Below are 15,155 nucleotides of genomic sequence, written 5' to 3' on the forward strand. Positions count from 1 at the left end.
GCCCCCTTGGAAGAATCCTTTGGGGCCTCTGCTTCAAATTTTAATTCCCAAGCTTTTTGAGGTCATTCCAAAATTCCATTTCATTTTCCAGTAATTCAGCTATGTAGCGGTCATCCTTGTAAACATTTATGTTAATTCCTGGCAGGTCCGGAAGGTAACACCAAAAATCTATCATAGGTAAATCTGTTACTGCCAAAATATGCTGCAACTGACCATAATAATATTTTGGTACTTTGTTAGTCGATCTCGTATTTCTGTAAACACTATTTCCACATTTTATTTCAACCACAAAACGTCCATCTTTAGATAATCCGTCAACGCTTGCTAACAACCAATCAAATTTTGAACTCTTAAGGCATATTGGATGTACAGAAATCTTTTTCATTTCTTCATACTTTTTTCGTGCCTCAGGTTCAAGAGAAGTTCCACGAGCCATAGCGGCATTGGCTTTAATTCGAATTTTATTCTTTTTTTCATACAAAAGTTGTTTACGGCTTTTCCAAGGATTTTCTCCCATAATCGTAGGTGCATCTGATGAACCCAGACCAGAATCTCTCCATGCAAGCCAAGCAGTGGATCCTTGTTGAATATCAATAACCTGATAAGGAAGCTGTACGTGGTGATAATGAGGTTTATTTCCAGTATCGACAATAAAACAAGATTTGCATTTAGAACAGGTAACACGGATCTGCCCAATATTGATAGGGACACGCAGCCGCTGCTGACATGTAGTACATCTAATTATAGATTTTAAGGTTTCTTCCGTATAGATCATTTCAACTCCTTCATTGCATCATGCTACAGTGATTTGCATATAGTATCATTTAGAGTGGAACAATGGTTTCGCCCATATGTCCTCTTGCGAAAGTCAAATTTTTCCGGACAATGTTTTTATTTTTGTTGGCATAACAATATTGGCAAAAATGACCGCAGGTGTCATATTGTCCGATATCTTTACTAACAATACAGCCACATTCTTTCCGTTGGCCCGGATCTTTAGGTGCATTAGAGGCCGTTGGACCCGGTATACTATCCATAATGCCTGTCAATTGCGTGGTAGGATTTAAAAAATTCATTAGTTGATCATCGTGAGAAAATAATCTTATCATCAAATCGTCATCGATACACTTGTTGTGAGAAATCCCATACGGGGACAAATCCAATCCTTCACCACATGTACAGGCATCCAAAGACAGCTCCTTTGCAATTTTGCCAATGCCTGAACCCATTTGAACCATTAAATCTTCAGTAAATTCTCTATGCTGGAGCTTAGCCTTATTTAAGCTGGCAATTACTTTTTTATAGTTACCTATATCCGCGAAGCTAAACACCAATTTTTCTGTATATCCTTTTAATTCCAATCCAATACGATGCACTTTATCCAATAAAGCATCGTGTGTTATCCCCCCAACTAAAATGAGAGGATCAAAGCGCCAGATGACTCTTTCCTTCCCGATTGTATCAGACAGACTTTTAAATGTGTCGATCCGCTTTTGGAGTGGGGGAATGCCTGGTTCTAATCCTTCAGTTTCATAATCGTTCAGAGTAAATTGGAAATAATAATTGATATTCCGTTTGTTTAATTCATCTAAATCCTTCATAAAGATAGATGGATTTTTTGTCCAAAAAACGAAGACGCGAGCTTTTGAAAAGGAGACATACTGTTTTGTTTTATTAAAAGGATTTACCCAAGCAGCATGACCGATATTTAGGCGATGAAAAAACCACTTCCAATGAAATGCTGGAAGGTCGGTAGCTCTGCTGGCCGAAATAATTACTGGGGCGATCGCTGAAACAGTTTGCCCGTTATCTGAAGTTATTTGAATTCGGTCCCATCCTTTAAATGCCATTGGATAATCTCCATATTTTTGTATAAATAATCCTTTTCTTACTTATGATTATTGGCAATTGTTTAAATACCATAAGCTTTCAAAAACAATACAACGCTATGTATTAACGACGAGCTCTAATCTGGTAAAATTAAGAAACATAAGAATCAATATTTTAGTGGGAACGGAATTTGTATTGCGAAAATATTTTAAGTTTTGTTAAAGGTTGACATAAATTGCTGACACATCTAAATAATTCGATATATCAACACATTAAAATAGATCCCAATACTTACCCAAGAAGGGGAAAATGGCATCCTATTACTTGGGCATAGATGTTCAAATCCGCCGACACTGTAGCTATGCAGTAATAGACGATCAGGGGACCCTCACTGAGTCTGGTTGGTTCTCAGATGATCCTCTGAATGATGCTGTGAGTCTCGTCAAATGGATAGTATTACGCAGGCCTGTCCAGATCGGCATCGATGCACCAAGAATGCCACTTGAAACAAAACGCATTTGGTTTTGGAACGGCAATCAGCGGAGATGGAATCAAAGCAATAACCGAATTGGAAATGGCCGGCATTGTGAAATTGTGCTTTCCGCCCATCGTATCGCAAATCCTCAATGGACCCCGATCAAAATACAGGCTCCTGCATGGATGAAATTGGGCTTTCGTCTCTATGAGACTTTAGAGGGTCAGGCCAGAATACATGAAGTATTCCCCAGCGCTTCCTATACCCTTCTTTCCGGTGTCAGGGATGTTAGGGTCGACATCGATTTTTCGGCATGCAGGCCTGGCCCCAAGGATATGCTGGATGCCTGGGTTGCAGCGGCCACCGTCAGGGAGTTTGTAGAGGGTCGAGGTGTTGAGGTTGGGGATGGAGATGGATTGGGAACGATAATATTGCCAAGGCCAATACCTGGTCCAGTGATTAAGGAGGTCCTTAAATGGCCAGAAAACTGAACCATCTCAACTCACACTGATGCCAGGGAGATACAATGAACAAACTCGAACTGATCCAGGCCCTGAAGGATGCCCAGAACCTGACCAAGCCCGAAGCAACCAAATGTGTCGACATATTTTTCGGTGAAATGGCCAAAGCGCTTGAAAAAGGTGACCGGGTTGAAATTCGGGGATTGTGCTCGTTTCACATCAAAACATATGATTCATATGCCGGGCGCAATCCAAGATCGGGTGAGAAGGTCGTCGTTAAACCAAAGAAGCTGCCGTTTTTTAAAGTGGGAACGGAGTTGAAGAAGCGGGTGGATCGATAATTGCTTTGAATTAACAAAAGGGCACATCCTTGAATCTGCATCGAGACCTTGCATTGATCTGATTTTGATCCTGAAGAGGTGGCAATATGGAATCGAAACCGTCCTACGCAGAATTAGGGCAAAGGGTCAAAGAGCTGGAAAATGAACTTCAAACCAAAGAACAATTCTTCAACAATATCCTGAACAACATTCCCGATCTTATTTTTGTCAAAGATGCAAACCATCGATGGATCTATTTGAATGATGCCTTTTGTGCAGCGTTGGGCCGCAGTAGAGAAGAGTTAATCGGCAAAACAGATTACGACATCCACACCAAGGAGCAAGCCGATATTTTTTGGCAAAAGGATAACTTGGTCCTTGAAACGGGATGCGCCAATTCCAATGAAGAGACTTATACCGATGCTCAGGGAGAGTTGCGCACGATACTGACTCGTAAATCGATCTTCAAAGACAAAAAGAGCGGACAAATTATTGTTGGGATATCTCACGACATCACCGAAAAAAAGCGTGCCGAACAAGCGCTGGCAGATTCACAACGCCGTCTGGCCGACATCATAGAGTTTTTGCCTGATCCAACGTGTGTCATCGACATCGAAGGACGTGTGGTGGCATGGAATCGGGCAATGGAAAAGATGAGCGGCATCAAGAAGGAAAAGATTCTCGGAAAGGGCGACTATGCCTATTCCGTCCCATTTTACGGAGAACCGCGTCCCACCCTCATCGATTTGGTATTAAAGCCGGATAGGGATTATGAAAAGCAATACCTGTCTATAAAGGAAATTAACGGTGACTTGTTTGCCAGTGTTGCCTTCAGCTCATCACTTGGAATCGACGGAAGATATTTTGAGGGGACCGCTGGAAAGCTTTACAATTCAGAAGGCAATGTGGTCGGGGCAATAGAAACCGTAAGAGATATTACCGCCATGAAACGTGCAGAACAGGATCGGGAACGACTGATATCAGAGCTCCAAGACGCGCTGGCCAATGTTCGGACGCTGAAAGGACTGCTCCCAATTTGTTCAGCGTGCAAGAAAATTCGAGACGACAAGGGATATTGGACCAAGATAGAGGCGTACATAAAAAGACATGCGGAGGTTGATTTCAGCCACAGCCTCTGCCCCGAATGTGCGGAAAAATTGTATGGCAATGAGGATTGGTTTAAAAAACGAGAGGATAAACCCAAAAAATAGCTATGGGCAGACCTCTGTTGAAACTTGCTCCCTATGCGGGAAACCGATAGAGTTCAATCTCTTGGATAAAATCCATGAACCGTGAATACGGCGACAGAAAGGCCAGTCCTTTGCCAGAAAAAACTGATCCGATCATATGTTCAGGCGATACCGAGCAAATCGTTATCAATGTTCCATGCCGGCTGATCGAAAGAGCGCAGAAATACGCTGATGAGCATGGTAATACCGTCACAGGTGTGGTCATCGAAGCCTTGGATGCGTTGTTGGGAGGAAGAACAACCAGATGATTTAATCACATGCACCCCAAAATCATCGGCATCCTTTCCGGCATCCTCGCAGTCGGCGTCTATGCCTAATTCGGCCGCGAATCATGTCGGCGTGGATTCTGACGGCGGGGGAAGGAAGAACAGGCTACGGCTAATTGCGCTGATGGATCGATTTTAGACCAGCCTATCCTACATTAATCGACTTGCTCTTCTTGTTCAGCGGGCACCTCCGTATCTGTGTCCTCATCCGCATCGTCCGGTTCGATTTCAATTCCAAAAAAGAGGATTCCCTCTAAATTAGTACTATTCAGCCAACTCAACGCCGCTCGGTGCTTTTGCTCGAAATACTCTGAGATCCATACGATATTTAAAATTTTATACCCGCCGGCACTGATACTTAATTCAGTGAGACTGGTAAATTTGTTTTGCGGGGGGCCAATCAGGAATAGCACATATGCGCCGGTGCATATATCTTTGCAGAGGGTGCCGCTTTTGATTCGTCCCGCGCGAACCTCTGGCTCGACGCACTCAAGCTGCATTCCGATGCAGTCCCCGAGGCGCGTCAAATTTTCCGGGTGCAAATACCATTTATCTAAAAAACTTCGGCCGCTGATAGGACCGACAAGAGCGACTCTTTTGAGCCTGCAGAGAAACAGTTTGTCATCCATGATCCCTCAATTGATTGTTGGGGCACCAGAAAGCGTTTTGCTGTATTTTTAAATTCTTAAAATGGGTGACAAGGCTGGCTTATTGTCATTGACATGTTGATCAAAAATGTTTTCAGGTCAACTGTCACAAGTGACAGGTGCCATCTTAACGTGTCGTATCCATGAGATAAAAAACATCAGGTGGGGATTTACAGAGCTTTGAAATTAACATATCATAATTTTGTTCAATCAATTCTGACACCACAATTCGATCTTAAGCGGCCTCACATTGATCTGCCCACTTCAAACTCGAAAGGGGCAAAGATGGTGCACGGTGATCTGCTGAAACACCTGTCCTCCAACGATCGTACCGAACTGATGATGCTGAGTCATCAGTCTCTTAAATGCCAGACCAAAGACCAATTGAGTAGGCTTGTACTGGATTTGAAAGGTCTCATTGGATTCGAAAACGCGGTCTGTGCGCATTCCAAAATCCCCGATGCCTTCCTCGATCCGGGAGCGCGTATAGAGTATCTGGATGTGAGTTATCCAGACGGATACATGGATCTTTACTTTGAAAAGAAGTTCCAGCTGACCGATGCCGTTTTGTGTGAATTTTTGAACCACCTGTCACCGGTGAACTGGGCGAGTTTGAACCGAGACTATGGGTTTGACTATACTGCCTCGGTGCGGGCAATTGACTTCAACATGCGGGATGGGTGGACCCATGGCATCATGGATCCGTCCACCATGACCAGCACCGTCTTTTTCCTGGGCGGCCCACAAGCGGATGCCGACATCCGGTCCAAAGCCGTTTTATCCTATATCATCCCTTTTTACGCGGAGGCCTTCAAAAGGGCTTTAGACAGCACGAACAAGCCCATCCAAAGCCTCACCCAAAGAGAAATTGAAGTCCTGAGATGGATCAGGGAGGGAAAAAGCTCCTGGGAGATCTCCGTTATTTTAAAGTGCAGCAAGCGGGTGGTCGATTACCATGCAAACAACATAAAACAGAAGCTCAACGTCATGAATCGCGCGCAAGCCGTAGCGGTCGGTCTTCAAAGCGGCATCATCCAATTTTAATGCCACGTCGATTAAGAAAAATGCTCAAGTTGATTTCAGCCATGGCCTGCGCTCCGTGTTTGCCGGAAAACGGTATTTTCGAAAAGCTTGGTTTCAATAATATTGAGAGGATAAACCTATGCCCACAGCAACTAAACACCGGTTTGCGCACGTCTGCATCCTGGTAAAGGATATCGATACGGCCATCGAACATTACACCCGCATATTAAAGGCGGTGGCGCCGCAGATGCTCGAAGAGAAAGTAGTCAAGCAGGAAGGGCATATGGGGAATGAGCATTATCTGACAGCCTTTTTTCCCGCAGCTGGAGATGCTTGCGATATCCAATTGTTGCAGCCGGTAAATGCCGATTCGGCTATCGCGCGGCGATTGGCTGAACATGGAGAGGGCGTTCACCACATTGCTTTTACCACGGGCCATCTTGAGGATACCTTTCGAGAACTTAAAGAGCAGAAGGTGCAGCTGCACGGCGATAATTTTCTCAAGGACGGCAGCAACTCGAAGTTGCAACTTATCTGGATACATCCGAAATACGCTCACGGCGTGCTGATCGAGGTAATGAACGAGTATCGACTGGAGGATGGGTTGATTAAGGAAGTGCAGGGCAGTAACCTGGCTGGTTGAAAGATTGCTAAGGTTGTTGACATGAACAGGTATCGTATTCTCATAGTCGATGACGAGCAGGCCATTCGCGATGCACTTAAAGAATGGTTGGAAATGAACGGATATGAAGTGACCCTCGCTATGGGCGCCGAGGATGTCATTTGGTTATCAGACTGGCAATGGCAGGGTTTTGAATGTATCGTTACCGGGATCAATCAACCCGGCTTAAATGGTTTGGAGTTTACAAGCCTTGTAAAATCTTGCGATGGTCCCCCCGTTGTCGTCATGACTGGATACCAACCTGAAGAAGTCAGGCCAATCGCTTGCAAGTTTGGTGCAGCGGCATTTATGAAAAAACCGTTTAATCTTGATGATTTTTTGGAAATTATTAATGACTGCTGCCAAAAAAGGCATTAACACCCTGCGCCCCAAAATCATCGGCATCCTATCCGGTATCCTTGCAGTCGGCGTCTATACCTGTGAGTTCAAGGGGATGCCACTGTGTCGGTCATGAATCATGTTGCCCCTTGGCCTGGGCGTCGGCTACGCCGTTTATTGGGTGGTGAGATGGGTGATGTCTTAGGTGGGGTAGGGCGATAAAAGCGTTTTTCTGTGTGTGAATCTGTGTGTGAAAAAGTTTCCAAAATTGACCAAAATATGGAAAATTTAAAAAAATGTAGAAAATGTATATCCAATGGTTTCAATATGTTATTATAAAATCAGGAGGTTAGGAAACTCAGAGGGCCTGTCTTCGAATCCGTAGGTCGCCCGTTCGAATCGGGCCGGGCGTGCCATTTTAAATAAATACAAAGGGTTGCAAAGCCAATTTTGCAACCCTTTGTATTTTGTAGACACCTCACATGACTTATAAATATTTTTTCTGCACCTATATTCCAATATATTATATTTAGATTCAATTGGTTAAAGACGCCACTATCTTAATGATCAAGTTGATCTCTTTAGGCAATAAATCCCGTCATCACTGTTGTTCCGCTTAACCCTGAATAAAAATTAAGAAAAATGTCAGTTGCCCTGGATTGTTTCCATGGATAAAAATGGGACATGAAAAAAATTCTGGTCATAGAGGACGATGTCAAAATCGCCCAATCCCTGAAACAAGGGCTGGAAACCGAAGGCTACGATGTGATGACGGCCTTCACCGGCGAGGACGGTTTTTTTCTCATCAGCACGGAAAATTTCGATGTGGTGGTTCTGGATCTGATGCTTCCCGGCCGCAGCGGATTGGAAATCCTGGAAGCGCTCCGTCGCCGGGACTCCCAAACCCTGGTTTTGATCCTTTCCGCGCGGGATGAATTGAAAGACCGCATCATCGGCCTGGACAGCGGTGCCGACGACTATATGGTCAAGCCTTTTGCCATAGCCGAATTGTTGGCCCGGATTCGGGTGCTGTTGCGCCGCGGCCGGGCGGACCAGGTGTTTCATCTTCAATTTGCCGACCTGGAGCTGGATCTTGTCACCCGTGAGGCATGGAAAGCGGGAGAGCCTGTCGACTTGACATCCAGGGAATTTGATCTGCTGGCTTTTTTGATGCGCCATCAGGGGAGGTTTGTCACCCGTGACATGATTGCCCGTGACGTTTGGAAAGAGGCGGCAAGGGCCACGCCCTTGGACAATGTTATCGACGTGCACATGGCGCGGCTCCGTAAGAAGATCGATCAAAACGGCGAAAAGCTGATCCACACCATACGAGGGGTGGGTTTTACGATTCGAGCAGACAAATCATGAGTCGTCGCATCATCAAAAGCATCCGGGCGCGCATCACCCTTTGGCAGTTATGTATACTGGCAGCGGTCCTGATATTGTACATGCTGATCAACCTGGCTTTTTTATGGCATGAGGAGCTTTCCGAATTGAAGGTGAGCCTGATGGACGACCTTCAACTGGTGGAGGGTTTCCTTGTTGTAAAGAACGAAAAAGGCATTGTTTGGGATGGGCCTCAGGGATTTCTGTTTCATGACGGCAACCAGCTCTGGATGGAATTGCGTCATATGGACAGGGGCTTGATTTACACCAATTTGCCCGACGAGAGCATCCATTCGATACTTCCTTCGCCAACACGAAAATCCCATGACCACGTCTTTCGTTCTTTCCGTTTGAACGATGGTGAGTCGCTTCTGGTGCTCCAATCGATGCATCAGGTACAAGGACAGTGGGTGGAGATCATCCTGGGGCGTTCCCGCGATCGAATGGCCACGGTCTTGAGCGAATTGTTAATGATCCAAATCCTGAGCTTTCCGATTGTCCTCATATTTGCTTGGATCGGGAGCTTTTTCTTCGCAGGCCGGATTCTGTCTCCGTTAAAAGCCATTATCGCCCAGACCAAGACCATCTCGGCGGAAATGCTCCACAAAAGACTTCCGGTGGAAAACCCGGAGGATGAGTTGGGGCAGCTCTCGATGACCTTTAACGAACTTCTCGGGAAACTCGATCGCTCTTTTAAACAGACGCGCCAATTTACGGCCGACGCTTCCCATGAATTGCGAACCCCTCTTGCCGCAATTCGTTCTGTAGGGGAAATGGCGTTACGCAATCCAAGGGACGTGAGGGCCTGCCAGGAGACCATTGGCAGCATGCTGGAAGAAGTGGACAAGTTGAATCGCCTTTTAAATGACCTTTTGTCCTTGGCGCGCTCCGACAGCGGCATGGTCGAGCCAACGTTCGAGATCATGGATCTCGGCGCTGTCGTCCAGGACGAAGTGGCCCTGATCAAGGTGCTCGCCGAAGAAAAACGGCAACACCTGCTGATGGAGATCGAGCAGCCGTGCCAAGTGAGGCTCGACCGGAGCATATTTCGGCAGGCCGTAAGCAACCTCTTGCACAATGCCATCAAATATACCCCCGAAGGCAAAGAGATTCACATCACTGTGGAAAAGACCGACGAGGGATGCGTATTGGACATCACCGACACGGGGCCGGGAATCGATCCAGGGCATGCAGCGCTCGTTTTTGATCGATTTTACCGTGTGGACAAGGTGCGTTCGCGTCATACGGGCGGGTTCGGCCTGGGGCTCGCCATCGCCAAGTGGGCAGTGGAAATTCATGGCGGCCGAATCGAACTTCGCAGCACACCTGGCAATGGATGCTCATTTCGCGTGTGCCTGCCTCGGGCGAAACAGCCCCAAACGGCACCCAAAGCATAGGTGCCGGGACATTCTCGGACATGAAAACTTCCGCACGGATAGCGGTTCAACTGTTCAAATACCTGGGCGCCAGCATTGCCGGTACACTGGTCCATTACAGTCTTCTGATCATTCTGATTCGATCGCTTTCGCTAAAACCCCTGTGGGCTTCGACCTCCGGCGCGATTGCAGGCGCCATGGTAATCTATGTGCTCAATTATTTCGTAACGTTTCAGAGCACCAGAGGGCACATCAGCGCTTCATCCAGATTCTTTTTCATTGCGGCGATCTGCACCGCTGTAAATGGATGGGTACTCAATTTTGCCATGACCCAGATGAACTTGCCTCTGGCGCCGGCCCAGGTGTTCGCCACGGGAGCGCAGTTTTCAGTCGGTTTTGCCGTCCACCGTGGGTGGACTTTTTAAGGGAGGTTAGGACCATGAGAGGCCAGAACAGTCTCGTTAGGACGCTTCAAACTGCCGTGCTTTCGATCATCGTTCCAATTTTCAATGAAGAGGAGGTACTGTACGAATTTTACCGGCGGCTTTCCCGTGCGTTGACCTCCGCACATCTGGACGATGTCGAAATCTTGTTCATCAACGACGGGAGCACGGATAAGACCCTTGGCTTGTTGCTGGCGCTCGCCCAGACCGATGCGCGCGTTCAAGTGCTTGATCTGAGCCGCAATTTCGGCAAGGAAGCGGCCATGACGGCAGGCCTTGAGCATGCTGCGGGGGATGCGGCGATTATCATTGACGCGGATCTGCAGGACCCGCCGGAGCTGATCCCCCAGATGGTCGCTGCGTGGCGCAATGGCTCGGATGTGGTTTACATGCATCGGCTGAGCAGGGAAAAGGAAACTTGGCTTAAAAAAACGACGGCGGCCGCTTTTTATGCGCTGATGGGGCGTATCGGACGATTCCGGGTGCCGGAGAATGTAGGCGATTTCAGGCTCCTGAGTCGCCGGGCGATCGACGCCTTGAATCGGATGCCGGAACGCACCAGGTTCATGAAAGGGCTGTTCGCCTGGATCGGCTTCCCTGCAAAACAGATCTCCTATCATCGTGCCACCCGTCATGCCGGCACAACGAAATGGAATTACTGGCATCTTTGGAACTTCGCGATCGAGGGAATCACCTCGTTTACCGTGACACCGCTCAAAATAGCCAGTTACGTCGGGGTGCTGACATCATTGGCAGCGCTTCTTTACGGCGGGTTCGTTTTCACCAAAACCCTAATTTCAGGCGATCCGGTCCCCGGCTATCCGAGCCTGATGGTGGTCATCGTTTTCCTGGGCGGTCTGCAGCTGCTGGCACTCGGCATCATGGGGGAATACCTGGGAAGGATGTTCATCGAGACCAAACAGCGCCCCCTATATCTGGTGAATCGCCATTATAAGGACATGGCCCAGCAGCGCAAGCTGGCCCTGGTCCAGGACGAGGGTGCCCGGTGACAATGATCCGCGAGAATGCTGGAAAGCCCTTCCGCCGATGGCTCTGGACCCTGCTGATTTCCTTCGGCCTGTTGCGGCTGGCCACGCTGGGAGCATACCCCCTGGCCGATACCACCGAGGCCCGCTATGGCAATATCGCCAGGCTGATGCTGGAAACCGGTGACTGGGTAACCCCCCAATACAGCCATGGGGTTCCCTTCTGGGGAAAACCGCCCCTGTCGACCTGGCTGGCAGCCGGATCCATGAAGCTTTTTGGCATGAATGAATTCGCCGTCCGCTTGCCATCCTTCTTGCTGGCCCTGGCGGCCATGATCCTTGTCTGGCATATGGCGGAACAGCAGCGAAGCCGCGATCACGCTATGGCTGCGGCGCTTATTCTGGCGACCTCTGCACTCTTTTTCGTCAGTAGCGGTGCGGTCATGACTGACCCGGCCCTGTCGGCCGGGACCACCCTCTGCATGACGGCATTCTGGCAGGCCCTCAACACGCCTGGGCGCGCCGGACGACTCTGGGGATATGCCTTTTTCATAGGAGTAGCCGTCGGCCTGCTGGCCAAAGGACCTGTGGCCGTTGTTCTGACAGCCCTGCCGATCGGGCTGTGGACGCTGCTTCAACGCCGCTGGTGGGACGTATGGCAGCGCCTTCCCTGGCTGGGCGGCCTGACGCTGACGGTTTGTTTGAGCGTTCCATGGTACGCGTTGGCCGAACACAAGACGCCTGGATTTTTGGACTATTTTCTGATCGGCGAGCATTGGAAACGGTTTACCGTCCCCGGCTGGAAGGGCGACCTTTACGGCAACGCCCATGTACGCCCCAAGGGAACGATATGGCTATATGGATTGGCCTGCTCATTGCCATGGTCGTCCGCTCTGCTCGTCTACCTGCCGAAAAGAGAGTTTCGAAGCGGCCTTTTAAAGCGCCTTAGCATTGGGGATGGATGGATTCTCTACCTGACCCTTTGGGCAACAGCGCCCATGCTGTTTTTCACCTTGGCCGGAAACATCCTCTGGACCTATGTGCTCCCGGGTCTGCCGGCGCTCGCACTATTGACGGCCGAGGTGATGATCGCCGGCTCCGGGTTGTCCGGAAAGCCAATGGCTGCGTTTAAAGCGCTCAGTTGGGGGGCGTCGCTTTTCTTGCTGATATTCGCGGTCGCTCTGGGCTGGATCGCGATGGGCAACGGTCCTGCGGAACGGAGCCAGATGCGGCTGATCGCTGCCTATCACGGCACTCGCGGTCCCGATCAAGAGAAGGGCCATCTGATTTATCTGTTTAAACGTCCATTTTCCGCAGAGTTTTACTCAAAGGGGAAAGCCCTTCTGGCGCGCAATTTCAAAGAGGCAGAAAAGTTATTGGACGATAAAACCATAGATTACCTCGCCGTGCAAAGTAAAAATTTGGATCGCCTGCCTGAAGTTCTGACGCGCCGATTCAACACCGTCTACAAGACTGAAGAATATTATCTGCTCATGGAAAAGGTTGCTTCGGCACGCGCTGAGATCGATCTGAAAAACGATGGCGGATAACGATGACTTTTTCCCAACGAAATATCTTACTGAACCATTTCTTTTTTTTGTCCTACCTGGCGCTGCTGCTGGTAGCGGCCCCTGACTTGAAGCATACGCTTTTTTTCACAGGCCTGCCGGTGGCAACTTATGTAATTGCCGTCTATCTGAGCTATGGATTCATCTACTTGCTTCCCTCTCTGGTGATCACCAAGGTCGCTCACCGTATCCTCAATTGGCGTCAGCACGGACACGACCTGTCACCCGGTGCGGCAGGGGTTCTGTATGCGATCGCCATCGCACTGACAGCGGGCAGCCTGATTTTCCTGTTTATCGATGCCAGCATCTTCAAGATTTTCGGATTTCATATCAACGGCTTTGTCTGGAATCTGGTCACAACCCCCGGCGGCATCGAATCCATGGGCAGCGATCGTGTCACCGTGCTTCTATTTGTATCGGCCATACTCGGATTGATCCTCACGCAAATGCTCCTGCTATGGGGCGTGTATTACATCTCAACCCAAAGGCGTTTTGGCTGGATTCTCCAGCCGCGCAAACGATATCGATACCTCCTGCTTCTCTTTTTCCTGTTTGCGGCCGGAGAGCGGGTGATATACGGTGTCAGCAACCTGCAAGGTTACAGTCCGGTATTGATTTCGTCCCAAGCTTTTCCCGGATACATTCCCTTTACTTTCGGGAGCCTGGCTCGAAAATTTGGCGCCAAATCTCATTCCGGAAATGAAGTAAATCTCAAACTCGGTAAGGGCGCACTGAATTATCCCATATCGCACCTGGAAATCCAACCGCCCGAACGGCCAATGAATATCGTTTGGCTGGTCGCCGAATCCTGGCGTTGGGACATGCTCGACCCCGAAATCACCCCCGCAACCTGGCGATTCGCCCAGCGGTCCCACCTGTTTCGCAAGCATTACAGCGGCGGCAACTCCACCAGGATGGGCATGTTTTCCATGTTTTACGGACTTTACGGGCCCTACTGGTTTGATTTCCTGAATGCCCGACGCGGGCCGGTTCTCATGGATGTGCTACGGCAGCAGAATTATCAGATGAGCATGTACACAAGTGCCAAATTTACTTATCCGGAATTCGACAAAACTATTTTTGCATCCATTGAACGCGATCTCCTGCATGAAAACGATGAAGGCCCGGGCTGGCAAAGAGACCGAAATAACGTGTCCGATCTTCTGAACTTTATCCGGCAGCGCGACCAAACGCGCCCCTTCATGACCTTTATGTTTTTCGAGTCGCCCCACGCCAGGTATTATTTTCCGGAGGACAGCATTCTGCGGGAAGATTATCTCAAGGATTTCAATTACGTCACCATGGATCTCGATCAAGATGTTCAGTCGATCAAAAATCGTTATATCAACTCGTGCCACCATCTCGACAGCCAGTTTGCCAGGATATTAGGGTTTCTGGAAAAGGAAGATCTTTTACAGAAGACGATTGTCATTATCACCGGCGACCATGGCGAAGAATTCATGGAAAAGGGCAGGTGGGGGCACGGGTCGTCCTTTGTCGAAGAACAAATCAGAGTTCCCCTAATCCTTTGGATCCCAGGAACCGGCCAAGACCAGACGGATCAGATGACCAGTCATCTGGATATTGCCCCCACAATATTGGCCCGCCTGGGCGTTAATAATCCTCCGGCGGACTATTCGCTCGGCCACGATCTATTGAGTGGACAGCCGCGGATATTCACTGTTGTGAGTGATTGGTCGCGCATTTGTTACGTGGACTCCCGTTATAAGAAATCGATTCCACTGAAGGCGGCAGGTGCCTTCAAGAACGAACTGAGTACTCAAAACGATGCTGCCGTTCAAAATGATGGCCCCTTTATAAAAACACACCAAAAAGAGCTGATTGAGTTGATGCACGCGCTGAAAAGGTTCAAGCGGCCGGTGTAACCTTCCTTTGAATCAAACGTTATAGGTACAACGACAATACCAACCTCTTGCCAGTCTGTCCGGCAGGATATGCGCGAAACTTCCTTTTGATCGATCGTCGGATGATGGCTGCTGCTTGCGGCAACATTGATATCGGCACCTTTCGTTGATGGTGCCGCCGAGCGGAAAGAAAGTTGTGAACATTCCGCTGAACATGATTTGCAGAACCGAGTCATAGCATTTGCGAAAAGGAGGCAAT

General features: G+C 48.6%; 16 protein-coding genes. 13 read left to right on the forward strand and 3 right to left on the reverse strand.

What is annotated here, in order from left to right; translation table 11 throughout:
- Positions 1-40 precede the first annotated feature (40 nt).
- Complete coding sequence (locus tag DFT_RS24840; RefSeq protein ID WP_076750400.1) at positions 41-775, reverse strand: lambda-exonuclease family protein; 735 nt, start codon at positions 773-775, stop codon at positions 41-43.
- A 49-nt stretch (positions 776-824) separates the two neighbouring features.
- Positions 825-1,850 carry a DUF1848 domain-containing protein gene (locus tag DFT_RS05195; protein WP_054030190.1) on the reverse strand — a complete coding sequence of 342 codons (1,026 nt, stop codon included), beginning with the start codon at positions 1,848-1,850 and terminating at the stop codon, positions 825-827.
- A 289-nt stretch (positions 1,851-2,139) separates the two neighbouring features.
- Here DFT_RS05195 and DFT_RS05200 point away from each other — a divergent pair, with 289 nt between their 5' ends.
- The 4 genes from DFT_RS05200 to DFT_RS26445 all read left to right on the forward strand — a co-directional run bounded on the left by DFT_RS05200 (position 2,140) and on the right by DFT_RS26445 (position 4,584).
- A complete protein-coding gene (locus DFT_RS05200; RefSeq protein WP_054030191.1) occupies positions 2,140-2,796 on the forward strand; it encodes a hypothetical protein in 657 nt (218 codons plus the stop codon).
- A gap of 35 nt (positions 2,797-2,831) precedes the next feature.
- Positions 2,832-3,107, forward strand: coding sequence for an HU family DNA-binding protein (locus DFT_RS05205; protein WP_054030192.1), 276 nt, complete (start codon positions 2,832-2,834; stop codon positions 3,105-3,107).
- A gap of 86 nt (positions 3,108-3,193) precedes the next feature.
- Positions 3,194-4,297 (forward strand): PAS domain-containing protein, encoded by a 1,104-nt coding sequence (locus DFT_RS05210; RefSeq protein ID WP_054030193.1) that lies wholly within the window; start codon positions 3,194-3,196, stop codon positions 4,295-4,297.
- Between the two features lie 74 nt (positions 4,298-4,371).
- Positions 4,372-4,584 (forward strand): hypothetical protein, encoded by a 213-nt coding sequence (locus DFT_RS26445; RefSeq protein ID WP_076750401.1) that lies wholly within the window; start codon positions 4,372-4,374, stop codon positions 4,582-4,584.
- 173 nt (positions 4,585-4,757) lie between these two features.
- Here DFT_RS26445 and DFT_RS05215 read toward each other — a convergent pair whose 3' ends face one another.
- Complete coding sequence (locus DFT_RS05215) at positions 4,758-5,231, reverse strand: hypothetical protein (protein WP_054030194.1); 474 nt, start codon at positions 5,229-5,231, stop codon at positions 4,758-4,760.
- A gap of 303 nt (positions 5,232-5,534) precedes the next feature.
- On the opposite strand from DFT_RS05215, the gene DFT_RS05220 reads away from it, so the two are divergent.
- The 9 genes from DFT_RS05220 (at position 5,535) to DFT_RS05260 (ending at position 14,917) form a co-directional block, all read left to right on the forward strand.
- Positions 5,535-6,293 (forward strand): helix-turn-helix transcriptional regulator, encoded by a 759-nt coding sequence (locus tag DFT_RS05220; protein WP_054030195.1) that lies wholly within the window; start codon positions 5,535-5,537, stop codon positions 6,291-6,293.
- A 118-nt stretch (positions 6,294-6,411) separates the two neighbouring features.
- Positions 6,412-6,915: a VOC family protein gene (locus DFT_RS05225; RefSeq protein WP_054030196.1), complete on the forward strand. Its 504-nt coding sequence runs from the start codon at positions 6,412-6,414 to the stop codon at positions 6,913-6,915.
- 21 nt (positions 6,916-6,936) lie between these two features.
- The gene (locus DFT_RS05230) at positions 6,937-7,311 is read left to right on the forward strand and encodes a response regulator (RefSeq protein ID WP_054030197.1); all 375 of its coding nucleotides are present in this window, start codon (positions 6,937-6,939) and stop codon (positions 7,309-7,311) included.
- A 645-nt stretch (positions 7,312-7,956) separates the two neighbouring features.
- Positions 7,957-8,640, forward strand: coding sequence for a response regulator transcription factor (locus DFT_RS05235; protein ID WP_054030198.1), 684 nt, complete (start codon positions 7,957-7,959; stop codon positions 8,638-8,640).
- Positions 8,637-10,055, forward strand: coding sequence for a sensor histidine kinase (locus tag DFT_RS05240; RefSeq protein ID WP_054030199.1), 1,419 nt, complete (start codon positions 8,637-8,639; stop codon positions 10,053-10,055). Before DFT_RS05235 ends, DFT_RS05240 begins: the two co-directional genes overlap by 4 nt.
- Positions 10,056-10,075: 20 nt before the next feature.
- Positions 10,076-10,459 carry a GtrA family protein gene (locus DFT_RS05245; RefSeq protein WP_054030200.1) on the forward strand — a complete coding sequence of 128 codons (384 nt, stop codon included), beginning with the start codon at positions 10,076-10,078 and terminating at the stop codon, positions 10,457-10,459.
- 14 nt (positions 10,460-10,473) lie between these two features.
- Positions 10,474-11,487 (forward strand): glycosyltransferase family 2 protein, encoded by a 1,014-nt coding sequence (locus DFT_RS05250; RefSeq protein WP_054030201.1) that lies wholly within the window; start codon positions 10,474-10,476, stop codon positions 11,485-11,487.
- Between the two features lie 2 nt (positions 11,488-11,489).
- Positions 11,490-13,013, forward strand: a complete 1,524-nt coding sequence (locus DFT_RS05255) for an ArnT family glycosyltransferase (protein WP_054030202.1) — start codon at positions 11,490-11,492, stop codon at positions 13,011-13,013.
- Positions 13,014-13,015: 2 nt separating this feature from the next.
- The gene (locus tag DFT_RS05260; RefSeq protein WP_054030203.1) at positions 13,016-14,917 is read left to right on the forward strand and encodes a sulfatase-like hydrolase/transferase; all 1,902 of its coding nucleotides are present in this window, start codon (positions 13,016-13,018) and stop codon (positions 14,915-14,917) included.
- Positions 14,918-15,155: the final 238 nt, after the last annotated feature.

This window comes from Desulfatitalea tepidiphila, assembly GCF_001293685.1.
In the GTDB taxonomy this organism is placed as follows: Bacteria; Desulfobacterota; Desulfobacteria; order Desulfobacterales; family Desulfosarcinaceae; genus Desulfatitalea; species Desulfatitalea tepidiphila.